The following is a 23,159-nucleotide window of genomic DNA, read 5'->3' as shown; positions in this document are numbered from 1 at the left end:
GATGGCGTGGAAGGGCCTGCACAGGGGCCCGCAGACGGCCCCGGGAGGCGTGATGACCGTATCCCCCGACGCGGCACCGCAGCGCAGGCAGAGTGATCCCGAGGATGTCCTGAGGCAGCTCGGAGGCTCATGGCACTGGGCACTCGGCTTCGCCCTCGCGACCCTGATCCCGGGCATCCTGGTGCTCGTCTGGCCCGACGAGACGCTGCACATCCTGGCTGTGATCATCGGACTCCAGCTGCTGGTGGCCGGTGGCTTCCGTTTCGTGACGGCGTTCTCGCACGGCGGCGACGCGGGCGGCAGCAGACTGGCGGGAATCCTGATCGCCATGCTGGCGTTCCTGGCCGGCGTCCTGGTACTGCGGCATCCGATGCAGACGATCGGCGCGCTGTCCCTGATCGTCGGAGTGTTCTGGCTGCTGACCGGGGTGCTCACGGCGTACGTCGCGATCGCCGACCGCGCGCTCCTGCACCGCGGCCTGCTCTTCGCCCTGGGCGCCCTCGGCACCGTCGCCGGAATCGTTGTGCTCTGCTTCCCGGTGGACTCCGCGGTCGCCCTGACACGCCTGCTGGGACTGTGGCTCGTCCTGCTCGGCGTGTTCGAAGTGGTGATGGCCCTCGCCCTGCGCTCCGCCATCCGGGACATCACGCCCACGCCTCCGGCGTGAGCGCCGGCGACGACTGGCCGAGCAACCTCCCTCTTCCTCTACGGAGTCGCGCGCACGATGACGAGCGAGCCTTCGTACGTGGGCTGCGTGCGCAGGTGGCCGAAGCGTTCGTCCCAGGCTCCGGAGGCGAGGTCGCGGCGCAGGGTCCGGTCGAAGTGTTCGCGGACGGCGTCGTCGACGAAGCTCCAGGCGGAGCAGGCCTGGCGGGCTGCGGGGTCGAGGAGCAGCTCGGGGCGGCCGTAGTAGGCCTCGTTGAAGCCGTCCGTGCAGTCGAGGGGGATCGGGACGGTCCGGATGGTGCCGGTGCCGCCCAGGGCGGCGGCCATGTCTTCGATCGGCGGGTAGCGGCGGGCTTCGGTGTCGAGGACCTCGGGTGCGTACGCGTACAGCCAGAAGTCACGCACGAGCTCGGGGTCGCAGGTCAGGACGACGACCGGGCCGTGGGTGACCCGCCGCATCTCGCGCAGACCGGCCGCGACGTCGCTCCACTGGTGGACGCTGAAGAGCGTCATCGCCGCGTCGAACTCGCCGTCGGCGAAGGGCAGGGCCTCGGCCACGGCGTCGACGGCGCGGGCCAGGCGGTCGGGGCGCTGGGCGCGCATGGACTCGGACGGCTCGACCGCCGTCACCGCGCGGGCGGCGCTCTCGTAGGAACCGGTGCCCGCACCGACGTTGAGGACGTTGCGGGCGCCGCCCAGGGCCTCGGCGATGAACCGGGCGATGCGGGTGTCGGGCCTCCGGTAGGTGGAGTAGCCGGAGCCGATGGCGCCGTAGTCGACGTCGCCGGCGCTGCCGTCCTGGGTGCGTGTGGTCATGGGTCCTTGCCTCGCCTCGTGAGCCGGAACAGGGGGGAGTGGTGCTCCGCGGTTCGCCGGTGGGTCGGGCGAGTGCGGGAGTGGGTGCGTCGCTGCTACGACCAGAGCCGGAACCGTTCCCAGTCGTTGCCGGTGCGTTCGTAGCGCAGCCGGGTGTGCATGCGGTTCCGTGCGGCCTGCCAGAACTCCACCTCGGAAGGGGCCAGGGTGTAGAGGGTCCAGGCGGAATCGACGAGCGAGGGCTCCCGCTCGATGACGGCCCGGGACTTCTCCAGGGCCTGGTCGCGCTCCGCGATGTCCATCAGGTACTGGCTCTGGCGCGCCAGCAGGGTTTCCGCGCGGGCCGTGGCCGAGCGTCCGAGGAAGTCGGCGGCGTTCTCCTCGGCCGAGCCGGGCGTCACGAGGCCGCGGATCCTGACCTGGCGGCCGTGCTCGGGCCAGTAGAAGGTGAGCGCCGCCCGGGGATGGCAGGCGAGCTGCCCGCCCTTGGGGCTGAAGGCGTGCCCGGCGAACTGCCAGCCCGAGGCGTCCACCCCCTTGAGGATCAGCACCCGGGCATCCGGATCCCCGGCCGAATCGACCGTGGACAGGGTCATCGCGTGCGGATCGCGCACGCCGTCCGCCACGGCCTCGACGAGCCAGGAGAGGAAGAGCCGCACCGGGTCGGCCGGCGCCGAGGCGGGGTCGAACTCCGGCAGTGGCCCGGCGAACACCTCAAGGCCGCGCAGCCACTCCTGCGTACCACTCACGTGCTGCGAGCCCGCTGTCATCCCAGCTCCTTCGGACATCGACGACCACCACATGCACCTCTGCGATACCCATCTTGCATCCGCGAGGATTGATTCGTGCATCAGCTTGCAAATGCTTGTCTGATTGACCATGAGGGCCACAGATGCGTTTCTGGGTGATGCTCTTGTTCTCGGCGGGTCGCGCTCTTCTATCTCCAACCTGCGTTGTTCGTAGACTGGTCGGGTGAACGACATCGATGCGATCGCGGTTCTGCAGGATCCGGTGCGGCGCCGTCTGTACGAGTACGTGGCGGCGCAGGGCCGGGAAGTCGGACGCAACGAGGCCGCCGAGGCGGTCGGGGTGGCGCGCACGCTCGCTGCGCACCATCTGGACAAGCTGACCGGGGCCGGGCTGCTGGAGAGCGGTAGCCGTCGGCTGACGGGTCGTTCGGGGCCCGGGGCGGGCCGTCCCGCCAAGGTGTACACGCGGGCGCGGGCCGAGCGGTCGGTGTCGCTGCCCGCCCGCGACTACCGCACCGCCGCCGAGCTGCTGGCCGAGGCCGCCGAGGAGGCCGGGCTGGATGCCGGGCTCTGCGCGGCCGCGCGCCGGCGCGGTGAGGCCCTGCGCGGCCCGGCGGGGCCGTGCGGCAGCCTCGAAGAGGCCCTGGAGGTGCTGGCCGCCCGCGGCTACGAACCGCACCTGGAAGATGTCGGCGCCCCCTCGGATCCAGAAGGCTCCGAGGGGGCGGCCGAGCCCGTGGTCCGGATGCGCAACTGTCCCTTCCATGCCGTTGCCGAACGCTTCCCGCCGCTCGTCTGCGGCATGAATCTCGCTCTGCTGGAGGGGCTGCTCGGCGCGGGCGGTCCCGTCCGCGCCCGTATGGACGCCCGGCCGGGGGAGTGTTGCGTCGTGATCGAGCCTTCTAAAAACAATGATTGTTGACATAGAAAAGGGCGCCGTGTTGGGATGAGTCCATGACCGCATCCCTGCACGCCGCCCACCTGGCCCAACTCAACGTCTCCACGCTCCTCCACCCCCTCGACGACCCGCGCGTGGCGCCCTTCGTGGAGATGCTCGACCCGGTCAACGCCGCCGCCGACGGCGCGCCCGGCTTCGTGTGGCGGCTCGTGGAAGAGGGGGCGGCCGACGCCACCGGCCTGCGCCCGGCGGGCGAGGACCGCATCGTCAACCTGTCCGTGTGGGAGACCCAGGAGTCGCTGTGGGACTTCGCCTACCGCAGCGGGCACCTGGAGATGATGCGGCGGCGCCGCGAATGGTTCGCACGGCACGTCGAGGCGCACCTGGTGCTCTGGTGGGTCCCCGCCGGTCACGTCCCGACCGTCGGTGAGGCCCTGGAGCGGCTGGCGGAGCTGCAGGCGCACGGGCCGTCCCCGCGCGCGTTCACCTTCGCCTCTTCCTACACCGCCGCCGAGGCCGCCGAGGTGGAGGCCGGGGTTGCACCGCGCCCTTCGGGGCGTCCCGTCGGCGCGGCTTGAGCGGACGGCCCCGAGCGGAGGGCACTGAGCGGACGGCCCCGAGTGGACGGCCCCGAGCCCCGCGGCCGACGCGAGAATCCGCTCAGGCGCTCAGAAGATCATGCACGTGGTGGTGGCGTGGGCGATCAGCTTGCCCTGCTCGTCGAGCACCTTGCCCTCGGCCGTGGCGGTGCGGCGGCCGGCGTGGATGACCTTGCCCTCGGCGGTGAGCACCTGACCGTCGGTGCGGGCGGCCCGGATGTAGTTGACCTTGAGTTCGAGGGTCGTGTAGCCGGTGCCGGCGGGGAGGGTGGTGTGGACGGCGCAGCCCATGGCGGAGTCGAGGAGGGTGGCGGCGATGCCTCCGTGGACGGTGCCGAGGGGGTTGGCGAAGTCGGGTCGGGTGTCGAGGGAGACGACGATGCGGCCGTGCTCGACCTCGTCGAAGCGCATGCCGAGCAGTCGGCCGATGGAGGGGATGTCGGCCGGGCGTTCGGTCTGGACCCAGCGCATCAGTTCCAGGCCGGACAGGCCCGCCAGGGCGTTGAGGTCGGTGGTGGTCACGGTCGTTCTCCTTGGGTGAGGTGCTTGTGCCGCCCCTGAGCGGGGGTGGCCGACGGGAGGTGCCGGCGTCCGTATCGGCGCCGGATTCGGGTGACGGCGGTGTGCTGTCAGGGGGTGCGAGGGGCGCGGTCCGGTCCGGTCCGGTCGGTGAGGTCCTGGTCGGCCGAGCGGGTCGGTGGTGTCGCGGAAGGTGGCCGGTGCCGTGGGGCGGGCGGGACTTTGCGGACACCCCCTAAGGGTCCGCCTGGTCGGCGATGCCGACGGGCAGGGTGCCGGCGCAGCCGGATCCGGGCCGAGGCGGGCTGTGGGCCGGGGCGGGGTCAGGCCTCGCGGCGGTCGGGCAGGGCGTGCACGAGCAGGTCGTGGATCTCGGCGGCGGCCGCATCGAGCGGAGCGGCACTCCGTTCGGCCCGGCACATGATCACCGCGCCTTCGACCGCGGCGATGACGAAGGACCCCAGCCTCCGGCTGCGTTCCTCGGTCAGGCCGTGCCGGGCGAACAGGGCCGCGAAGGCCTCCTGCCAGCGGGCGAAGACCGCGGCGGCGGAGCGGGTGAGCTGCGGGGCCTCGTCGTTGCTCTCCACGGCCACCGCCACGATCGGGCAGCCGGCCCGGAAGTCGCTCTCCACGAGCCGGTCGCGCCACAGCACGAAGAACGCGTCGATGGCATCCACCGGATCGCCGGCTTGCATCATCGTGTCGATCAGACCCGAGATGAAGTCCCCGGCCAGCGTCACCGCCTCGTCGATGAGCTGGGTCCGCCCTCCGGGGAAGTGGTGGTACACCGAGCCCCGCGGGGCTCCGCTGTGGGCGAGGACCCGGTCGATGCTGGTCCCGCTCGCGCCGTACTCGGGCAGCAGGGCGACCGTGCTGAGGACCATCCGGTCACGGCTGTCACTCTTGCGCGGACTCACCCGCTCCACCACCTTCGCGACGACGATGCGGCCCACCGAGTGGGCTACCTCGCGGTAACTTATGGGGTATGGCATAGAACATGCAAGAGGTGTCGCGATGGTGCCCGCCCTGGAGCGCAGCACGGGTGTGTGCGTCCAGGGCGGGTAACGGCCTGCCTGGCTACCGACCTGCTCGGCTGCGGCCTGCCTACTTGGCGCCGAGGCCGGCGTCGGAGACTTCGGGCTTGCCCGCCGCCTTGAGCACCTTGTTCAGGAGCCGCAGGTCGTAGATGCCGTTGAGATCGGGCTGCTCGATGAGCTTGGCCTTGACCGCCTGGTCGGCCTGCTTCTTCAGCGTTGCGGCCAGCGGGTCGTCGGTGACCGTGAAGCTGGGCCACGCCGGGTGGATGACCTCCGGGTCGAGGGCTTTGCCGGTGTCCGCGGCGAGCTTGGCGTTCGCGGAGGCCCTCGCCGCGTCCTGGTGGGAGTGGATCCATCTGTTCGTCTTCACCGTGCCGCGCAGAACGGCCTCGACCACGTCCGGGTGCTCCTTGAGGAACTTCTGCGACACGACGATGTTCGTGATCACGAACTTGTTCTCCGGCCAGAGGAAGCCCTCGTCGAGGAGGACGTGGCCGCCGTCGGCGACGAGCTTGGAGGCGGTGGGCTCGGGGACCCAGGCGCCGTCGATGGAGCCCGACTTGAAGGCGTCCGGGGTGACCTTGTTGTCGGTGCGGACGACGGAGACGTCACCCTTGCCGGAATCCGGGTCGACCTTCCAGCCCTTCTCCGAGATCCAGTTGAGGAACGCGACGTCCTGCGTGTTCCCCTTCTGGGGGGTGGCGATCTTCTTCCCCTTGAGATCGTCCAGGGTTTTGATCTTGTTCGGGTTCACGACCAGCTTGACGCCGCCCGAGGCGGAGCCGGAGATGATCCGCAGGTTGCTGCCCTTGGACTTGACGTAGCCGTTGATGGACGGCGAGGGGCCGATGAACCCGATGTCGAGAGAGCCGCTGTTGAGGGCTTCGATCTCGGAAGGGCCGGCGTTGAAGGACTGCGACTTGATCGTGGTGCCCTTCAACTCCTCGGCGATCAGGCCTTCCTGGAGACCGACCAGTGCCGTGGCGTGCGTCAGGTTCGGGAAGTAGCCGATCCGGACCTCGGAGGCCGACAGCTTCTTGTCGGCCTCGGCGGCGAGGTTCGTCTTGCCGTCCTCCTTCTTCACCTCGACACGGTAGCCGCAGGCCGTGAGGACGAGAGGAAGCGCCGCTGTGACGGCGATGGCGCGCAGGGTGATGAGGGGTCTTGCGGCAGACACGAAGGTGTCCCTTCACGGGGGTGGGTGGTCGGGAAGGCGAGGAGGCGGACGGTGCGACGTCGTCGGCACGCACGGCAGCCCCTCCCGGCCACCGGTGGCGGAACGCCGTGGCAGGCCGGGAAGGGGAAAGGTGCCGGGAACATCGCGGGACGGACGTCGAGCCGCCGTACCTCGCACGCCGCGCGCGGAGGTGGCGCGCGGCGGTCAGGTGCGCCGAAGGGCTGCCCGGCCTACGAAGAGCGGGAAGGCGCGGTGCATGACGGTGCGCTGCGCGTGGAGCCGGGCCCTGCGGGTGACGTCAGGCGGGCTGACAGATGGCGCTGGACGTCCGGAGCAGGTCGATGTACCGACGGGCCGTAAGAGGGGGCAGCGGGGGACGCGCAGGGTGCGGTGTTCGCACGGTCACGTCACAACTCCCCGGTTTTCCCATCTGGTTGATAGGAATCCTGGCAGAGGGGAGTCGTCTGCCCAAGGGGCTGACCACATAGTGGGCCGGAATCCGTCCACCTTTCGGCCCAGTCCTGCGCGACCGGACGGCCCGGGGCGTCTTGACTGACGGGATGGACTCCACGTCGACGTCGCGGCCCTCGTCCGCCGGGTACCGCAATCTGGCCCTGGCGACGCTCGGCTTCACGCTCACCTTCTGGGCGTGGGACCTGATCGCGCCGCTGGCCGGCGACTACAAGGACCGGCTCCACCTCTCCTCGTTCCAGCAGTCGCTGCTCGTCGCGGTGCCGGTCCTGGTCGGGTCGCTGGGGCGGATCCCGGTGGGCGCGCTGACCGACCGCTACGGCGCGAGGCTGATGTTCCCGGTGGTGTCCGCGCTCACCATCGTGCCCGTGCTGCTGCTGATCCCGGCACGCGAGAGCTACGGTCTGACGCTCGTGGTCGGCTTCCTGCTGGGTCTGGGCGGCACGACGTTCGCGATCGGCATCCCGCTGGTCAACTCCTGGTTCCCGCCCGCCCGGCGGGGCTTCGCGCTGGGGGTCTTCGGGATGGGCATGGGCGGTGTCGCACTCTCCGGGTACGTCACACCGCGCATCGCCAAGCACGACCCCGACCTGCCCTTCCTCGTGGTGGCCCTGGCGCTCGCCGGGTACGCCGTCGTGGCTGCCCTGCTGCTCAGGGACCGGCCCGACCGGCCCGTGCCAACGGCCTCGCTGGCCTCGCGACTGCGCGGTGCGGGGCGCCTGCGGGTGACGTGGGAGCTGGCCGCGCTCTACGCGATCGGCTTCGGGGGGATCGTCGCCTTCGGGGTGTACCTGCCGACGTACCTGAAGACCTGGTACGGGCTGTCCGCGACCGACGCCGGTACCAAGGCGGCGGGCTTCGCCCTGGTCACGGTGGTCTTCCGGCCGATCGGCGGCTGGCTGTCGGACCGGATCCACCCGGCGCAGGTCACGGCGGGGGCCCTGGGCCTGGTGGCGCTCCTCGCGATCGTGCAGGCCTTCGACCCGGCGATGAACCCCGTCGGCACGTGCGCCCTGCTCCTGATGGCGGCCGGACTCGGGACCGCCAGCGGCAGTGTCTTCGCCCTGGTCTCGCAGGTGACGCCCCAGCCGCAGGTGGGCAGCGTGACGGGCATCGTCGGAGCGATGGGCGGCCTCGGCGGCTTCGTGCCCCCGCTGGTGATGGGCGCGATCTACAGCGCGAAGGACTCGTACTCGATCGGCTTCATGCTGCTGTCCGACCTCGCGCTCGCGGGGTGCGTGTACGCCTACGGGCGGATGCGGACCGTGCGGCCCGCATCCTGAGCGCCGGGGCGACCGCTTCGCGTCCTCACTCGAAGGCGGCGGCCGCCTCCCGCAGGGCGCGGGCCACGAGCGCCGGATCGTAGGGCGCCGACGGGCCGGGAACGTAGGTCACCGAGCGCAGGCCGCCGGTGTAGCGGAAGCTGCGGTGGCGTTCGTAGACCGGCCAGGACACCGGGGACCGCCGGTCCACGCCCACGCTGATGCCCTGCAGCGGGGCCATGCCGATGAGCTGGTGCACGCCGGCCGACCGGCCGGTCTCCACACCGTCGACAAGGATGCGGAACTCCCAGCGCAGGCCCTCCACCGCCTCGGCCGAGAGGGTGATCGTCCGCGGGCCCGCGGGCAGCGGGCCGGCGTCCGTCTCGTGCAGTTCTCCGTACTCGTTGTACGCGAACTGCAGCCGCCCGTCCTCCACGTACAGGCTGTAGCCGCCGCCCTGGTCGCCGTGCGAGACCAGTACGCCCTGGTCCGAGGCGGCGTGTTCGTCGAGTGCGACGGTGATGTCGAAGGAGCGGAAGGAGATGAGCCGGGAGGACCGGTAGCGCTCCAGCTCGGGCGTGCCCGCCAGCAGGGTGAGGGGGCGGTGGAAGCGCTCCTCGGCGGGGTTGCGCCGGGCGAGTGCGCCGCTGCCGTCGGCGAGGGGGAAGACGCCGTTGCGCCAGGCCGCCGACTCCCAGGCCGCTGCCAGCTCCTTCACCACCTCCGGGTGGTCCCGGGCGACGTCCAGGGTTTCGGTCGGGTCGGTGCGCAGGTCGTACAGCGCCCATTCGCCGTCGTCGTACGGTGCCCCGGGGCGGTGGAGGGTGACCAGCTTCCAGCCGTCGCGGTAGTAGCTGCGGTTGCCCGACATCTCGCAGTACTGCTCGGTGTGGGCGCTGGCCGCCCGCCCGTCGTGCAGCACGGGGGCGAAGCTGACGCCGTCCGGTTCCTGGGGCGGCCGCGAGCGCCACAGCTCCGGGCGCCGTACGCCCGCGAGCTCCAGGAGGGTGGGGGTGATGTCGGTGACGTACTGGTACTGCTGGCGGACCCCGGAATCGCCGTCGGTCCGGCGCAGGCCCGCGGGCCAGGAGATGACGAACGGCACCCGCACGCCGCCCGCGTAGGTCTGGCCCTTGTAGAGCCGGAAGGGGGTGTTGGAGGCCATGCCCCAGCCGCGCGGGTAGTGCACCAGGCTCTGCGGACCGCCGATGAGCTCGGTGTCCCGGTCCACGTCCGCGTTCCAGTCGTCCGGCACGGGCTGGTGGACGAAGCGGCTGAAGTAGCTGCGCGTGCCCTCGGCACCGCCTTCTCCGGTTCCGCCGTTGTCGGAGGTGAAGACGATGACGGTGTTGTCGAGTTCACCGAGCGCGCGCAGGGTTGCGGTGAGCCGGCCGAGGTTCTGGTCGATGTTGTCGACCATCGCCGCGTACACCTCCATGTAGCGGGCGTAGCGGCGCTGTTGCTCGGGCGTCAGCTCGTCCCAGGGGCCCACGTCGAAGCCCGCCTCGGAGTTGCGGTCCGGCAGGGCGGTCCCCTCGGGGAAGAGGCCGTCGGCGATCTGGCGGGCGAAGCGGGTCCGGCGAATGGCGTCCCAGCCACCGTCGTAGCGCCCGCGCTGACGTGCGATGTCCGCGGGCTTCGCCTGGAGGGGGCCGTGGACGGCGTTGTGTGCCACGTAGAGGAAGAACGGCTTGTCGGGGTCGTGTGCGCGGAGCGACTTCACCATCGAGATGGCCTGGTCGGTGATGTCATCGGTGTAGTAGTAGCCGTCGGGCAGCTCATCGATGTCCAACGGGCTGTTGTCGCGCACCAGTTGGTGCGGATGGAAGAGGCTGGTCAGGCCCTCCAGTACGCCGTAGTACTGGTCGAAGCCCTTCTTCAGGGGCCAGTTGCGCCGGTCGTCGGCGGCGTTGGAGGCCGAGTCGCGGGTCAGGTGCCACTTGCCGACGGCGTAGGTGGCGTAACCCGCGTCGTGCAGGAGCTCGGCCAGGGTGGGGATGTCCTCGCCGACCTCCATGCCGTAGCCGGGGAAGCCGGGGTCGAAGTTGGCGACCGTCGCGTACCCGACGCGGTGCGGGTTGAGCCCCGTGAGCAGTGCGGCGCGGGCGGGCGAACACAGCGGCATGGTGTGGTAGTTGGCCAGGCGAAGGCCGCCCTCGGCCAGTTCGTCGAGTACGGGGGTCGGGATCTCCGAGCCGAAGGGGCCGATGTCGCTGTAGCCCATGTCGTCGACGAGGACCACGACCACGTTCGGGGCGCGGCCCGCGGGCCGGCGCGGCGGTTGCCAGGCCGGCGCGGACTCGGTGAAGGTGCGGCCCACCCGCCCGGCGAAGCCGTCGCAGGGATCACGACGGTGCGGGGTGGCGGCGGCGGAGGCTGGGGCGCCGGGAGGCGTGGGGCCGGTCGGGCTGGTCACGGGTGCGGCTCCTTCGAGACGGAGGGCGGGCGAGCGCCTGCTCGGTGGTCCGTCATCGACGACCGTGTCCAGCAGTTCCACCGAACGGCGTCGGCGCGAACGCCGGTGCGACGGCGGTCCGGTAGGACTGCCGTCGCACCGCAGAGCGTGTGCTACTTGGCGCCGAGGCCGGCGTCGGAGACTTCGGGCTTGCCCGCGGCCTTGAGGACCTTGTTCAGGAGCGTCAGGTCGTAGATGCCGTTGAGGTCGGGCTGCTCGATGAGCTTGGCCTTGACCGCCCACTCCGACTGCGTCTTCAGCGTTGCGGCGAGCGGGTCGTCGGTGATGAGGATGCTGGGCCAGGCCGGGTCGATGACCTTGGCGTCGAGGGGCTTGCCGCCTTCGGCGGCGAGCTTCGCGTTCGCGGAGGCCTTGGCCTTGTCCGGGTTGGCGTTGATCCACTCGTTGGTCTTGACGGTGCCCTTGAGCACGGCCTCGACGACGTCCGCGTGCTCCTTGAGGAACTTCTGCGACACGATGATGTTCGTGATCACGAACTTCTTGTCGGGCCACAGGGCGGTCTCGTCGAGGAGGACGGAGCCGCCGTCGGCGACGAGCTTGGAGGCGGTGGGCTCGGGGACCCAGGCGCCGTCGATGGAGCCCGACTTGAAGGCGTCCGGGGTGACCTTGTTGTCGGTGCGGACGACGGAGACGTCACCCTTGCCGGACTCCGGGTCGACCTTCCAGCCCTTCTCCGAGATCCAGTTGAGGAACGCGACGTCCTGGGTGTTCCCCTTCTGGGGGGTGGCGATGTTCTTGCCCTTGAGGTCGTCCAGGGTCTTGATCTTCGCCGGGTTCACGACCAGCTTCACGCCGCCGGAGGCGGAGCCGGAGATGATCCGCAGGTTGGAGCCCTTGGACTTGACGTAGGCGTTGATGGACGGCGAGGGGCCGATGAAGCCGATGTCGAGAGAGCCGCCGTTGAGGGCTTCGATCTCGGAGGGGCCGGCGTTGAAGGACTGCGGCTTGATGGTGGTGGCGCCGAGTTCCTTGGCGATCAGGCCTTCCTGGAGGCCGACCAGCGCGGTGGCGTGCGTCAGGTTCGGGAAGTAGCCGATCCGGACCTCGGAGGCCGACAGCTTCTTGGCGTCGGCTGCGACGTCCGCCTTCGGAGCGTCGTCCTTCTTGGCCTCGGAACCGTAGCCGCAGGCGGTGAGCAGCAGGGGGAGTGCAGCGGTCAGGGCGACGGCACGCAGGGTGGTGAGCGGTCTTGCGGCAGACACGGAGGTGTCCTTTCACGGGTGACGGTCGGGGAGGTACCGATAGCGGAAGCAAGGAGAAGAGGCGGTACGGAGACGGCGACGCGGAGCCGTCGGCACGCGCGGCAGCCGCTCCCGGCCATGGCGGCGGGATCGCTGGAGCGTGCGGGCGGTGAGGTCGGCCGACGGGCCGGGCTGGCCTACGGCGCGGGGCTGCTCAGCGCCCCGGCAGAGTCCTGCGCGGGGTACCGGGCCTGCGGCCGGTGTCAGGAAGGCTGACAGATGGCGCTGGACGTACGGGCCAGGTCGATGTGCCGGCGGGAGGTCAGGGACAGGATCTGGCCAGTGCGCTGCTCTGTCTGCACGGTTGCCTCACCCCTGATTCCTAGTTTTCCCACCTGGTTGGTAGGCATATTGGCAGACAGGGAGACGCGCCCCAAGATGCTGACCACATCCTGGACGATTGCATCTCGAGATGTGAGAAACCGCGGGTGGGGAAGGGGTGGTGGGGAAGGGTGGTGAGGAAGGGGAGGGGTTAGGGATTGGTCCAGGCGTCCGGAGTGCGGGACAGGGCGGACACGTTGGGGGGCAGGTCGGACGAGGCGACGTCCGCCAGGGTCACGCCGTCGAGGATCTCGCGGACGTTGGCCCGAAGTGCGATCCACAGGGGGAGGAGGGCCTGGGCGGGGCCGGTGTACGTCAGATCGGGAGGGCGGACCCCGCGCACCGAGACGAGCGGTCCGTCCACGACGCGGATGACGTCCGCGATGCTGATGGACTGGGCGGGCTTGGCCAGCCAATAGCCGCCGTTGCCGCCGCGCTGGCTCAGTACGAGACCGCCGCGCCGCATGTCGTTCAGGATGCCCTCGAGGAACTTGTGCGGGATGTCCTGGGCGTCGGCGATGACCTCGGCCTTCAGCGGCCCGGCGTCCTGTGACGCGGCAAGCTGCAGTGCGGCACGTACCGCGTAGTCCGCCCTGGCTGAGATCCGCATGCCGACATTATCCCGCATGCCGACGTCCGGCGTCCGCCACGGGTGCGCCGCCGGCCGCGGGGCGGGTACGCGCACCCGCCCCGCGGCCGGGGATCCGCACCCCGCGGGGTGCCCCCTGTCAGTGGAAGGCCGCCGCCACCGCACGGTGGGAGCCGTTGAGGTAGTGCTCGCCGATGGAGCGCAGTCGGTGGGCGGCGGGATGGTGGGCCGTCAGGACGCGGGCGTTGCGCCAGAAGCGGTCCAGGCCGGGAGCATCGGCGAGTTCCAGTACGCGCGCCGTGACGTGCAGGGCCGCCTTGGACGTCACCGTCTCGGCCGTGGCGACCAGGGCGGCGATGCCCGCGGGTTCCTCGGCGTCGAGCTGCGCACCCGTGTCGAGGGCCTGCGCCATCACCTCGGTCGCCCGGTCGACCACGGCGGTGGCCGTCTGGGCGGCGGAGGCGAGTTCCCCGTACGTCAGGAAGAGGTCCGGGTCCGCACCGGGCAGTCGGTATGCGTGACCGCCCCTGCTGAGGTCGCGCGCTTCGGTGAGGGCGCCCTCGACGATCCCGAGGCCGACGTGGCACAGGGCCAGCCGCAGTGCCGGATCGGCGAGCGAGGTGAAGGGGGCGGCCGGCTCCTCGTCGTACGGGCGGCGGCCCAGCACCTGGCCGGGCGTGACGGTGACCCGGTCGAAGGTCACCTCGCCGGCGCCGACCACGCGCTGCCCGAGGCGGTCGTGCACGGGTTCGATGGTCATGCGCGGAACGCCGGGTGGGATCCGTACGACCAGGACGTCACCGGTCACCGCGCAGACGGCGTCGACCACGATCTGGTCGGCGACGGCCACCGCCGTGTCCACGAAACGGCTCCCGCTCAGCACGTAGCCGGTGTTGCGGGGTTGCAGCGTGAGGTCCGGCCCGCCGGTGTCGTCATCGGGTGCCGGAGTGCGGGTGGCGCCGGTCCACAGCCACTGCTCGCGCACCGACTCCTCTTCGAGGGCGGTCGCGTGGTCGTGGCTCGCGTAGAAGCGCGCGCTCCACGCGTGCACGTAGTGGCGGGCGAGTACGTCGCCGACGGAGCTGTCGGCCGTGGAGAGCTTCCGTATGACGGTGCATCCGGTACGCCAGTCCGCTCCCCGGCCCGGCCCCGGCGGGGTGAGGGCGGCCAGCAGGCCGGCCTCGCGCAGCCGGGCCACCTCGTCGGTCGGCGGCCTGCCCGCCCGGTCGCGGAAGATGGCGTCCGCGGCGAGATCGTCCGCCACGTCGTGGGCGGTGCGCAGGAGTGCCGCCCGGCGCTGCTCGTCGGCGGACCGGCGGACGAGGGTGCTCGGTGTCGTCGGCACGGAAGTCACCGACACGCCCGGGCGCCGCTGCGTGGCGCTGGGGCTGGGCGGACAGCGGTGCCATGGGGGGCGGCGGTGGTCATGTCAGCTACTCCGGAAGCTAGTTGGGGTTTCGGCCGGTTGCTCGCTGGGTGGCGCGGGAGGCGCTCGGACCGTGCTTCGCCGTATCCCCACTTTTCCCATCGGATTGATAGGAATACTTGCCCGAAGCAGCCTTCTCGGCAAGTGCGTGACCGCATGGCGGACAGTGCCGTCTCGCCATGGGAGATGATGCAGGGTCAAGGGGCTTCCGGGTGTTTCCTATGGAATCACTAGGGAAGTCTTGACGCGGGCCCGTCGAGCACTTCACGATGTGCTCATGTCCCCGTCGCAGCCGTTGCTCGTACGCCGCAGGCACGTTGACTTCCGTCTCGTCGCCAGCGCCGCCTGCCGACCCGTCTAGGGCTTCTTCGACAGGGCATTTCCCCGTAGCGCGCAGGCGATCCGCCGCCGCTTCTCTCGCTGGGCCTTCCCCTGCTCCTGGCAGTGGTTCTCGTGCGCCGGTCCCTTGGTGAGCCTCCCCGCTGAACCGCTGGGGTCCGCCGTGCGTACGACGCGCCCGCACTCACGGTCGGGTCCGCAATCGGTCTGCCGTGGATCTGCCCGCGGGCCCGCTATGGGCCTGCCATGGATCCGCCCTGCCCTGTCGTCGTGGCCGAACACCCGGCATCCGTAGCTCACTCCGAACAGCAGCCGAAGGGGCTCATCGTGACCACCGCACTCCCCGCGCCCGCCACCCCGCCGCGCCGTTTCCCGGCCTCCCGACTCCAGTTGGTCGGCGACCACCCGACCGTCCTCCCCGCCCACGGAACGGCCGGCGGCCGCGTCGGATACCTCGTGTTCCTGCCGGCGAACGTGGACCCGGTGGAGGTGATGGCATCGCACGGCGTGCGCCCGGAGGTTCATCCCCTCGAACCCGGGACCCCCCGGGCTCTCGGGCGCGAACAGGTCTCCCCCCTCGCCCCCGTCCACGCCGACGACGCCATCCGGATCGATCGGGAACGCCGGCTGGTCGAGCTCGCCGGGCGCGAACTGGAGCTGACCTACCTGGAGTTCGATCTTCTGTCCCACTTCGTGGCCCACCCGCACACGGTTCACACCCGGGACGCGCTCATCTCGGGCATCTGGGGCTACGGGCACGTCGGCGACGGCCGTACCGTCGACGTCCACGTGGCCCGGCTGCGCCGCAAGCTCGGCCCCGCCTACCGGGGCCGCATCTCCACGGTGCGGCGCGTGGGCTACAAGTACGTGCCCGACCACCAGTGAAGCGATACGTCCTCACCGGCAGGCCCGGTGGACGTCCGGGCGGCCTTGATCTCGGACACCCTCGCGCAGACCGCGAAGTGACCGGTCCGGCCCGCCCGGACTTCGCCGTTCAGCTCGTGCGGGCCAAGGGCTGCCCGGCGAAGCTCACCCCTGCCAGGCCGTGGGCCATCAGGTTGCGAATGTTCGCGTGATCGGTGCCGTCCGGCGTCGCCAGCACACTGCGGTAGTGCTCACCGAACGCCAGCAGCGCTTCTTCGTCGCTGAGGCCCTCCAGCAGGGCCAGTCCCAGGGTCTTGCAGGAGCCCTCGTTCTCGCCCGCGGCGTTCTCCACGTCCCCGTTGCGGAACGCCTGCGGCTGATACGCGTAGTGCGCGGCGACGAAGGCCAAGGTGCCGGCGAACTCGTGCTCACCCGACGCGAGGCTTGTCCGCAGCGAGTTCAGATCGGTCGTCATGGTGGTTCCCCTGGGTTGAGCAGACGGCCCGACTGCCGTCCGTGACCGGACGACACTACCCCCTTGCGGACGGCCGGAAGGAATCGCGCGACACGTCCGAACGATCGGTATCTCCGCAGGTCACGATGCATGTCTGTGCGCCCTCGCCGTCCCGCGGGGTCACCTTGGCCCCGCGCGACGGACGGGCGGATCAGCGCAGACCGGCGAAGAGATCGGTCTCGGGTACGGCCGCACCGGTGGAGTCCTTGACGCGGACGAAGGTCTCCACGCCCATCAACTCGCCGAACCGCTCCTTGCCCATCTTGAGGAAGAAGATGCTCTCGCCCTGGCTGGCGTGCGCGGCCAGCGAGTCGTACTTCTGACCGCTGTACGCGCTGGCGTCCACCCAGGTGGTGATCTCCTCGTCCGGGAGGCCGATGTCGGCCAGCGCGGCGGCCTCGGCAGGATCCGGCTCCGGCATGTCCTCCCCGAACTCGCGCATGACCTCCCCGAACCGCTGCATCGCCGACCGGGGCATCGTCGTCCAGTACACCTTGGGTGTCAGCTCGGTCATCTCCAGGGCCGCCATCGTGATGCGGTGGGCCTGGATGTGGTCGGGATGGCCGTAGAAGCCGTTCTCGTCGTAGGTGACGACCACGTCGGGCCGGTAGTGCCGCATGAGGTCCGCGAGCCGGGCTGCGCCTTCCTCGACGGGGGTCTGCCAGAAGGATCCCGGGGCGTCGTTGCTCGGCCAGCCCATCATCCCGGAGTCGGCATAGTCGAGGGTCTCCAGATCGCTGATCTTCAGCACGTCACGGCTCACCTCGAGCTCTTGCCGGCGCATCACGGCGACGGCTGCCGGGTCGTGCCCGGGAGCACCCGGCTTGGTGCCCCCCGGTCCGTCACCACATCGGCCGTCGGTACAGGTCACGAGCACCGTGCGGATGCCTTCCGCCGCGTACTGCGCGAGGACCCCTCCGGTGCTGGTGGCCTCGTCGTCGGGGTGGGCGTGTACTGCCATGAGCGTCAAGGGCCGGTCGGTCATGAAAAGCAGTCCTCCTGCAGAAGTACGTCGTGGCCTGAGCGTGCGGCGGGCGTACCGCGACCCCACGTCCGGTTCAACCGTGCAGGCGGGGCCGGTTGTTCCCGGCGTACGGGATCGGCCGCCCGGGCGGCTTCACGAAGTGGTCAGCGTGCCGAGTGCGTCCTTGGCACAGGCGATGGCGGCTTCCTCGGCGACGTCCCTGGGAACGTCCTCGGGGGTCGGGCCGGCGGACGTGAACGCGGAGTACTCGACGGTGACGAGCGCGTTGTTCCGGACCACCGAGAGGTTGACGCGGCCGTAGCCGCCGTAGGAGGTGTAGAACAGGGTCGCCTCGTCGCCGAGACCGGGAACGGCCCGGTCGACGATGATCTTCGCGCCGGTGGTGGTATCCGGCGTCCGGTGGCTGGTCAGGCCCTCCTGGTAGATGCTCTCCGCGAAGGGGGTCAGCAGGACCTGGACCTCCGCGTCGGCGTAGCCGGAGTCCTTGCTCGTCCAGGTCCCCCTCGACGTGGTCCCGTCATCGCCGTGCTTCGGCGCGGTGCAGGCGGCTCCCCTGAGGTGGCGCTCGACCGTCTCCGGGCGCAGCAGTGCACAGCCGTCGGCCAGTGCGGTGTAGGGCTCGGTCGTCGGACCGCCGGCGACGGTCACCGCAGTGGTCGGTGGGGCGGGCGCCGGGTCGGAGAGGTGGGCGACCAGGCTCAGTACGAGGGCGGCGGCGCTGGCCCCGGCGGCGAGGCCGGCGATGAGCCAGGTCCACCGCCGGGCGGGGCCGACCGGGCGCAGGTCGGCCGGGTCCGGGAGGGTGGCCGGAACGGGCTGCACCGGAAGGACACGGGTGGGCGGGGCGGTCGGCAGTTCCCGTTCGGCGGGCGGTGTGCCCTCGGCGTCGGCCATCGTGGGGTGAACCTTTCGGAGGCGGGTCAGCTGCTGGGCAGGCGGTAGGCGGTCAGCGTGGTCCCGTAGCCGACCAGGAGGGCCGAGTCCTGGAGCAGGACCTGCGGGTCGCCCGGCTGCCGGGCGAAGGTCTGCTGCCACTGGTGGGTGCCGCCGTCGGCGGTGAGCGCTTGCAGGGTGATCCCGCCGGCGGCGCCGGGTGCGGTGAGGAGGACCAGCTTCCCGGCGGAGCCGCGGACGGTGGTGGCGCCCCGGGGCGACTCCCGGGTCCAGGCGGTGCGCCCGGTGCGCAGGTCGGTGCCGGACGCGCCCCGCGGTCCGCCCAGGACGAGCACCCCTGCGGCGTCGGCGCTCCCGTTGGCGGGGCCCCGGTGCCGGCCGCTCCAGAGCAGGGTGCCCCGGGCGGGGTCGAACGCCGCCGTGTTGAACGGCTCGTCGGGGAGCGTCGAGGACCCGTTCGGTATGCAGGTGAGCACGCCCGCGTGGAGGGAGAGCGAGCCCTCGTAGCCGGCGAGGGACACGGTCGCGGCGGCCGGCGAAAGGCCGGTGGGACGGCTCCAGACGATGGAGCCGTCCCGACCGCCCACTGCGGTGAGGGCCAGGTCCGGGGTGAGGGCGTACAAGTGGCCGCCGGTCGGCGGCGCGTACAGGTCCTTGGCGTCGAGCGACCACCGCTGCCGCCCGGTCGCGCGGTCGAGTGCCGTGAAGCGGTACGTGCCGTGCGACGTCCGGTCCGAGGGGAGCGTGACGACCAGGAGGTCCGCCGGGGCCATGCCCTGGAGGCGGTAGGAGGTGCCGAGCGCGGCGCCGGTCCAGAGCAGGGTTCCGCCGGTCGCGTCGTAGGCGTGCAGTGCGCCGTCCCCACCGGTGACCAGCAGCAGGCCGGGCAGCGGCAGGGCGACGGACTGCGCGCCGGGAACGGCGTCGGGCGAACGCCAGAGCGTCGTGCCGTTGCGGGCGTCGCGCGCCTGCACCACGCCGGCCGAGTCCACGGTCCACACCCGGCTGCCGTCGCAGACCGGGAGGATGCCGGTCTCCGCGGTGCTGCTCCACAGCGTCTGCCCGTCGGTGCGGGCGTAGCCGACCACTCCGGTGCGGTCCGCGCACACCACCGCCGCCGGTCCGCAGCCGACGGGAGCCATGCCGGTCCGGGGGAGCGTGACCGACCAGTCCCTCGGGGGCGGGCCGGCGGCCCGGCCCGGCCACAGTGCCCGGGCGGTGCCTCCCGCGGCGGTCGTGGCGAGCAGGGCTCCGCCGAGGAGGAGCAGGCGGCGCCGGGTGCCGTTCGGGTCCTTCAGCACCCGGGCCAGGTCCCGCTCGCGTCGGCGCACCGTCCGCTCGGCCTCGCCCATCCAGGCGGTGCCGACCGCCGGACCGTACCGGAAGGCGGCGGCGAGTTCGGCCGGTTCGGGCCGCCGGTCCGGGTTCCGGTCCAGGCAGCGCACCAGCAGCCCCACCAGTTCCGGCGGTACTCCGTCAAGGTCCGGGGGCTCCTCGGCCGAGCGGTAGATCAGTACCGCGGCCGGCCCCTCGCCGAAGGGCGGGCGGGCGGTGGCGGCGAAGGCCAGGACGGCGCCGAGCGAGAACAGGTCGCAGGCGGGAGTGAGGTCCTCGCCCGCCGCGTGTTCGGGAGACATGAACCCGGGGGTGCCGACGATCTCGCCGCTCGCGGTGGGCAGCGCGTCGGTCGTCGGCTTGCTGATGCCGAAGTCGATGACCCTCGGACCGTCCCGGGTCAGCAGGATGTTCGAGGGCTGCAGGTCGCGGTGGATGATCCGGGCTCGGTGGATCGCGGTCAGCGCCTCCACCAGCCCCGCCCCCAGCACCTGCAGGGCGGGCCCGGTGAGCGGGCCGTGCCGCGCCACGGCCTCGTGCAGCGACGGGCCGGTGACGAACTCGGTGGCCAGCCAGGGGATGTCCGCCTCGGTGTCGGCATCGACCACCGCCACGGTGTAGGCCCCGTTGACGGCCCTGGCCGCCGCCACCTCCTGGGTGAACCTGCGCCGGAACGTGGTATCGGCCGCGTACTGCTGCCGTACGGTCTTCACCGCGACGGGGCGTCCGCTGTCGGTGGTGGCCAGGTACACGCTGCCCATGCCTCCGGCGCCGAGCCGTCGCAGGACGCGGTACGGGCCGATGCTCCGCGTGCTCATGCACCACGAGCCCGGAAGGCGCGCAGCGTGGTGGCGGACCCGCAGTAGAGCGTTCCGCCCCGGGCCGCAGTGGTCCAGCTGCCCTCGTCGGAGGGTGCCTTCGCCACCCAGCGGATCGTGCCGTCGGCGGCGTCCAGGACGGCAGCCCCGGACGATCCGTCCAGCAGGGGCACACCGAAGAAGCCGTCCCCGGCGGAGGGCGCCAGGAAGTCGATACCCGTACCCGCCCCGGCCTGCGTCCCCACGGTGGTGTGCCACAACCCCTTGCCGGTCGTGACGTCCAGGCAGTACGCGGTGCCCTCGACCCCGGAGAGCAGCAGCCGGCCGGCCCCGAGCGCGCAGCCGAGGACCATCTGCGGGACGGCGGGAGCCGCCCAGCGCTGCTGCCCGGTGGCGGGGTCCAGGGCGACGATCGCGAGGGCGCCGACGAGCAGCAGGAATGCGCCGGCGCGCAGCAGCCGGGTGGGGCCCGATGAGCCCTCGGGCGTGAGGCCGGTGACCTGCCAGTGGGACGCGCCGGTGCGCAGGTCCACCGCGTGGATGACGTTGCCGTCCTCGTAGTAGCAGCGGCCGTCGGCGACCAGGCCCATCGTGCTGCCGGAACCGGCCGTCATCTGCTGCGTTGCGCGGATCAGGGTCACCGCGTCCTTCTGGGTGATCTCCTGCTGCCACAGCACCGCACCGCTGCTCAACTCGGTCCCGGCCACGACGCCGGCACTGTTGCCGGAGGTCTGGCGGGCGAGCACCACCGTCCGGCCGTCCGCGCCGAAGGTCCGCAGGGTCATCACGGCGTCGATGCGCTGCCCGGCGAGCACGGTGAGCGGGCCCTGGGCGCTCTTGCCTCCGGAGTCCAGCCACACCAGGTTCGCCGAGTCCGGGGACGTCCCGTAGATCAGGTCGTCCTGCACCTGGAAGAACTCCACGTTCCGCCGGGACCAGACCTGACGCCCCGTCGTCCCGTCGAAGCCGACCGCGCCCTGTCCCGGACCCCACCACACCGGGGTGGTACCGAGCACGGAGAGTTGGTGATCGGTCGTCAGGCCGCTCATCGGAGTGCTCCACAGCGGCGCCGGAGCGGCGGGCGGCGTACCGGAACCCGCCGCCTCGGCTCCCCACGCGTCGACGGCCGTGCCCACTGATGCCCCGTCGCCGGCCGCCCGGGTGCGACGGCTGAGGAGCAGCGGTACGCCGGCGGCGCCGGCCACGCCCGCGGCGACCCCGGCGCCGAGCCCCAACAGGCCGCGGCGGCCGAGCGACTGCCACGTCCGCACCGGCAGCGCGGGCGGATCGGCCTGCGGCGCGCCCAGATCGGCCTCGGCCTGCCGCTCCCGGGCGTCGAGGTCCGCGAGCAGCCACGGGCTCAGCAGCGCCGCCGGGTCGGCCGGGGCCAGTGCACCCAGCACGGCCGTCGCGGTGGGCCGCCGGACGAAGTCCTTGGCCAGGCAGGAGGCCACCAGGGGGAGCAGCGAGGCGGGCATTCCGGAGAGGTCCGGCTCCTCGTACACGACCCGCCGGTTGACGTGCGCGGGTTCACCGTCGCCGAACGGCGTGCGGCCGGTGCATGCGTACACCAGGAGGCAGCCGAGCGAGAACACGTCGGCCGCGGCGGTGGTGGCGGAGTCGGCGACGATGCGTTCGGGGGCGACGTAGCCGGGTGTGCCGCACACCCGGCCGGTCCGGGTCAGGTGCACGGCGTCGAAGGCGCGGCTGACCCCGAAGTCGATGACGCGCGGACCGTCCCGCGCGATGAGCACGTTGCCCGGTTTGAGGTCGCGGTGCACCACCCCCGCCGCGTGGATCGCGGCCAACGCCTCGGCGAGGGCCGCTCCCAGGGCCCGTGTTCCCGCTTCGCCGAGGGTGCCGAACCGCAGGACGACCTCGTCGAGGTCCGGCGCGGGCACGTAGGACGTGGCCATCCAGGGCCGAAGACCGCGCGCATCCGCATCCACCACGGGTGGCGCGTGAAAGCCGGTCACCCGCCGCGCGGCCTCGACTTCCTGCCGGAAGCGTCGCCGGAACTGCGGGTCCTCGGCGTACTCGGCCCTGATCACCTTCACCGCGAGCAGTCTCAGCCCGGGCGAGCGGGCCAGGTACACCTCTCCCATCCCGCCCGCGCCCAACGGCCGCAGCAACTGGTACGGGCCCACGAACACGGCCTGTTGCGTCCGTAAGCCGTCGGCGTTCCTGTCGGCAGCCACCGAGCCTCCCCCGAGCGTGTCGCCGTCATCGCAGACGGACACAGTGACACGTACGCCCCGTCCGGCGGATCTCTTTCGCACACCGGCCCACCGTCCTCCGCCCTCCGCCCTCGACTTCGACTTCGACTTCGAGAAGTCCCTGACACGTGGTCGGGCATTCGTGAGGATGCCCGTATGGCGGACAGTGCAGAGCTCTTCGGGTTGATCGGCGTGGTCGGGGGAGCCGTGTTGGGAGCGGGGGCCACCATGCTGTCGTCGGCACTTCAGACCAGAACGGCGGAGCGCACCCGACGACGCTCGCGTGCCGAGGAGGAGATGCGTCGGCTCATCGCCCTGCGCAAGAGCACCCGGGAGGCGTTGGCGTACCTGTCGGACACGGTGGAAGGTCTGGAGTCCGGCCGGCCGGGCTCCCGGGACGCGTTCACGGCCGGCTGGCAAGCGGCACGGAACGCCGTCACGGATGCGGCGGACATGACCACGATCGACGGATTCGGCTTCGCGCAGTCCCGTAGCAGCGAGGAGGCCATGCGCGGGAGGCTGCAGCCCTCACGCCGACGGGCGTGGCCCGGTCGACGCCGGCAGATCCCCGGCCCTGTCCAAGGCCGCCCGGGCATCGGCACCTCACTGGATGCGGTCGGCTTCGCCGTGGGCGAAGCACTGCGTGCCCGGGACCTCGGCACTGCCCTGAGCCCGGAAGACATGCGGCGGCTACGAGAACTGATGACCCGTGCGGAAGAGGGCCGCTCCGCCCTGCTGACCACCCTCCTGGACCGGATGGAAGACCTGCAGGAATGAGTCCGTTATGGCGCACCTGCCATGCTGCCGCCACGCTGCCGCAACAACCGGAGGCGAGAATCGGCCGGGGGCTGGGCCGTCTCTTTCGGATCTTGCCGGGCCCGCGCCGCCCGGCACCGCACCTCGCCGCACTGCCGGGTCACCCGAGTACGTCCAGTACGCGGGAGACC

22 protein-coding genes are annotated in these 23,159 nt (G+C 71.6%); 6 read left to right on the top strand and 16 right to left on the bottom strand.

Annotated features, from left to right (window positions below):
* Positions 1-52 precede the first annotated feature (52 nt).
* A complete protein-coding gene (locus tag ACFRU2_RS41515; RefSeq protein WP_382981495.1) occupies positions 53-667 on the top strand; it encodes an HdeD family acid-resistance protein in 615 nt (204 codons plus the stop codon).
* A gap of 38 nt (positions 668-705) precedes the next feature.
* Here ACFRU2_RS41515 and ACFRU2_RS41510 read toward each other — a convergent pair whose 3' ends face one another.
* Both ACFRU2_RS41510 and ACFRU2_RS41505 read right to left on the bottom strand, forming a co-directional pair.
* Complete coding sequence (locus ACFRU2_RS41510; RefSeq protein WP_382981494.1) at positions 706-1,482, bottom strand: class I SAM-dependent methyltransferase; 777 nt, start codon at positions 1,480-1,482, stop codon at positions 706-708.
* A gap of 95 nt (positions 1,483-1,577) precedes the next feature.
* Positions 1,578-2,252, bottom strand: a complete 675-nt coding sequence (locus tag ACFRU2_RS41505; protein WP_382981493.1) for a pyridoxal 5'-phosphate synthase — start codon at positions 2,250-2,252, stop codon at positions 1,578-1,580.
* Between the two features lie 202 nt (positions 2,253-2,454).
* On the opposite strand from ACFRU2_RS41505, the gene ACFRU2_RS41500 reads away from it, so the two are divergent.
* The gene (locus ACFRU2_RS41500) at positions 2,455-3,153 is read left to right on the top strand and encodes a helix-turn-helix transcriptional regulator (RefSeq protein ID WP_382981492.1); all 699 of its coding nucleotides are present in this window, start codon (positions 2,455-2,457) and stop codon (positions 3,151-3,153) included.
* Positions 3,154-3,185: 32 nt separating this feature from the next.
* Positions 3,186-3,707 (top strand): DUF3291 domain-containing protein, encoded by a 522-nt coding sequence (locus ACFRU2_RS41495; RefSeq protein ID WP_382981491.1) that lies wholly within the window; start codon positions 3,186-3,188, stop codon positions 3,705-3,707.
* Positions 3,708-3,797: 90 nt separating this feature from the next.
* On the opposite strand, the gene ACFRU2_RS41490 is transcribed toward ACFRU2_RS41495, so the two are convergent.
* The 4 genes from ACFRU2_RS41490 to ACFRU2_RS41475 all read right to left on the bottom strand — a co-directional run bounded on the left by ACFRU2_RS41490 (position 3,798) and on the right by ACFRU2_RS41475 (position 6,891).
* Positions 3,798-4,250, bottom strand: a complete 453-nt coding sequence (locus ACFRU2_RS41490) for a PaaI family thioesterase (protein ID WP_382981490.1) — start codon at positions 4,248-4,250, stop codon at positions 3,798-3,800.
* Positions 4,251-4,570: 320 nt separating this feature from the next.
* Positions 4,571-5,239 carry a TetR/AcrR family transcriptional regulator gene (locus ACFRU2_RS41485; protein WP_382981489.1) on the bottom strand — a complete coding sequence of 223 codons (669 nt, stop codon included), beginning with the start codon at positions 5,237-5,239 and terminating at the stop codon, positions 4,571-4,573.
* Between the two features lie 112 nt (positions 5,240-5,351).
* Positions 5,352-6,461 carry an ABC transporter substrate-binding protein gene (locus ACFRU2_RS41480; protein ID WP_382981488.1) on the bottom strand — a complete coding sequence of 370 codons (1,110 nt, stop codon included), beginning with the start codon at positions 6,459-6,461 and terminating at the stop codon, positions 5,352-5,354.
* Between the two features lie 298 nt (positions 6,462-6,759).
* Positions 6,760-6,891 (bottom strand): putative leader peptide, encoded by a 132-nt coding sequence (locus ACFRU2_RS41475; protein ID WP_382981487.1) that lies wholly within the window; start codon positions 6,889-6,891, stop codon positions 6,760-6,762.
* A gap of 130 nt (positions 6,892-7,021) precedes the next feature.
* On the opposite strand from ACFRU2_RS41475, the gene ACFRU2_RS41470 reads away from it, so the two are divergent.
* On the top strand, positions 7,022-8,215 hold the full coding sequence (locus ACFRU2_RS41470) for a nitrate/nitrite transporter (protein WP_382981486.1): 1,194 nt from the start codon (positions 7,022-7,024) through the stop codon (positions 8,213-8,215).
* A 25-nt stretch (positions 8,216-8,240) separates the two neighbouring features.
* Here ACFRU2_RS41470 and ACFRU2_RS41465 read toward each other — a convergent pair whose 3' ends face one another.
* From ACFRU2_RS41465 to ACFRU2_RS41445, 5 genes are all read right to left on the bottom strand, one after another.
* A complete protein-coding gene (locus tag ACFRU2_RS41465; RefSeq protein WP_382981485.1) occupies positions 8,241-10,610 on the bottom strand; it encodes an arylsulfatase in 2,370 nt (789 codons plus the stop codon).
* Between the two features lie 152 nt (positions 10,611-10,762).
* Positions 10,763-11,872: an aliphatic sulfonate ABC transporter substrate-binding protein gene (locus ACFRU2_RS41460; RefSeq protein ID WP_382981484.1), complete on the bottom strand. Its 1,110-nt coding sequence runs from the start codon at positions 11,870-11,872 to the stop codon at positions 10,763-10,765.
* A 242-nt stretch (positions 11,873-12,114) separates the two neighbouring features.
* Positions 12,115-12,261 carry a putative leader peptide gene (locus ACFRU2_RS41455; protein WP_382981500.1) on the bottom strand — a complete coding sequence of 49 codons (147 nt, stop codon included), beginning with the start codon at positions 12,259-12,261 and terminating at the stop codon, positions 12,115-12,117.
* Between the two features lie 122 nt (positions 12,262-12,383).
* Positions 12,384-12,842: an RrF2 family transcriptional regulator gene (locus ACFRU2_RS41450; RefSeq protein WP_382981483.1), complete on the bottom strand. Its 459-nt coding sequence runs from the start codon at positions 12,840-12,842 to the stop codon at positions 12,384-12,386.
* A gap of 118 nt (positions 12,843-12,960) precedes the next feature.
* Positions 12,961-14,166 carry an acyl-CoA dehydrogenase gene (locus tag ACFRU2_RS41445; protein ID WP_382981482.1) on the bottom strand — a complete coding sequence of 402 codons (1,206 nt, stop codon included), beginning with the start codon at positions 14,164-14,166 and terminating at the stop codon, positions 12,961-12,963.
* A gap of 747 nt (positions 14,167-14,913) precedes the next feature.
* Here ACFRU2_RS41445 and ACFRU2_RS41440 point away from each other — a divergent pair.
* Entirely contained in the window at positions 14,914-15,471 is a 558-nt protein-coding gene (locus ACFRU2_RS41440) for a winged helix-turn-helix domain-containing protein (RefSeq protein WP_382981481.1), read from the top strand.
* Positions 15,472-15,580: 109 nt separating this feature from the next.
* Here ACFRU2_RS41440 and ACFRU2_RS41435 read toward each other — a convergent pair whose 3' ends face one another.
* The 5 genes from ACFRU2_RS41435 to ACFRU2_RS41415 all read right to left on the bottom strand — a co-directional run bounded on the left by ACFRU2_RS41435 (position 15,581) and on the right by ACFRU2_RS41415 (position 22,194).
* Complete coding sequence (locus ACFRU2_RS41435) at positions 15,581-15,925, bottom strand: HopJ type III effector protein (protein WP_382981480.1); 345 nt, start codon at positions 15,923-15,925, stop codon at positions 15,581-15,583.
* A gap of 190 nt (positions 15,926-16,115) precedes the next feature.
* On the bottom strand, positions 16,116-16,949 hold the full coding sequence (locus tag ACFRU2_RS41430) for a PIG-L family deacetylase (protein ID WP_382981479.1): 834 nt from the start codon (positions 16,947-16,949) through the stop codon (positions 16,116-16,118).
* Positions 16,950-17,081: 132 nt separating this feature from the next.
* Positions 17,082-17,843 (bottom strand): hypothetical protein, encoded by a 762-nt coding sequence (locus tag ACFRU2_RS41425; RefSeq protein ID WP_382981478.1) that lies wholly within the window; start codon positions 17,841-17,843, stop codon positions 17,082-17,084.
* 26 nt (positions 17,844-17,869) lie between these two features.
* Positions 17,870-19,996, bottom strand: a complete 2,127-nt coding sequence (locus ACFRU2_RS41420) for a PQQ-binding-like beta-propeller repeat protein (RefSeq protein ID WP_382981477.1) — start codon at positions 19,994-19,996, stop codon at positions 17,870-17,872.
* On the bottom strand, positions 19,993-22,194 hold the full coding sequence (locus ACFRU2_RS41415; RefSeq protein WP_382981476.1) for a protein kinase: 2,202 nt from the start codon (positions 22,192-22,194) through the stop codon (positions 19,993-19,995). The genes ACFRU2_RS41420 and ACFRU2_RS41415 overlap by 4 nt, the downstream gene beginning before the upstream one ends.
* 174 nt (positions 22,195-22,368) lie before the next feature.
* Here ACFRU2_RS41415 and ACFRU2_RS41410 point away from each other — a divergent pair, with 174 nt between their 5' ends.
* Entirely contained in the window at positions 22,369-22,989 is a 621-nt protein-coding gene (locus ACFRU2_RS41410) for a hypothetical protein (protein ID WP_382981475.1), read from the top strand.
* Positions 22,990-23,159: the final 170 nt, after the last annotated feature.

This window comes from Streptomyces sp. NPDC056883 (assembly GCF_042788835.1).
In the GTDB taxonomy this organism is placed as follows: Bacteria; Actinomycetota; Actinomycetes; order Streptomycetales; family Streptomycetaceae; genus Streptomyces; species Streptomyces stoeckheimensis.
This window is presented reverse-complemented; position numbering and strand designations above follow the sequence as displayed.